Genomic DNA, 344 nt, shown 5'->3' on the forward strand with positions numbered 1-344 from the left:
AAGTCTGGAGGGCAAAGCAGGTCTTCGTTTCCAAAAGAGGCCAGGGGACCGGATATTCCGGCATCGAAAACCCCCTCTTCTTCAAGGACAACACACGCATGTTCTACGGTGACGCCAAGAGGAGCATTGATAACCTCCTGCAGCTTCTTCCATCAAATATCGCGGCCTGAACGATGACAAGCAACATTTATCCGGTCACCAAGGCCGTCAAAAACCATGCCCTGATCGATCAGGCGAAATACCAGAAATGGTATCAGCAGAGCGTCGAGGATCCCGACAAATTCTGGGGCAAGCACGGCAAGCGTATCGACTGGTTCAAGCCCTACACCAAGGTCAAGAATACG

Annotated in this window: 2 protein-coding genes; both read left to right on the plus strand. The window is 51.7% G+C overall.

Annotation, left to right across the window (positions count from 1 at the left end; genetic code table 11):
- Positions 1 to 170, plus strand: a 170-nt coding sequence (locus GR212_RS36740; protein ID WP_163995054.1) for an NAD(P)(+) transhydrogenase (Re/Si-specific) subunit beta, incomplete at its 5' end; no start/stop codon positions are given.
- 3 nt (positions 171 to 173) lie between these two features.
- The coding region (locus GR212_RS36745; protein ID WP_163995056.1) for an acetyl-coenzyme A synthetase N-terminal domain-containing protein at positions 174 to 344 on the plus strand (171 nt) is incomplete at its 3' end.

It is taken from the genome of Martinezella lusitana, from assembly GCF_010668395.1.
GTDB lineage: Bacteria > Pseudomonadota > Alphaproteobacteria > Rhizobiales > Rhizobiaceae > Rhizobium > Rhizobium lusitanum_A.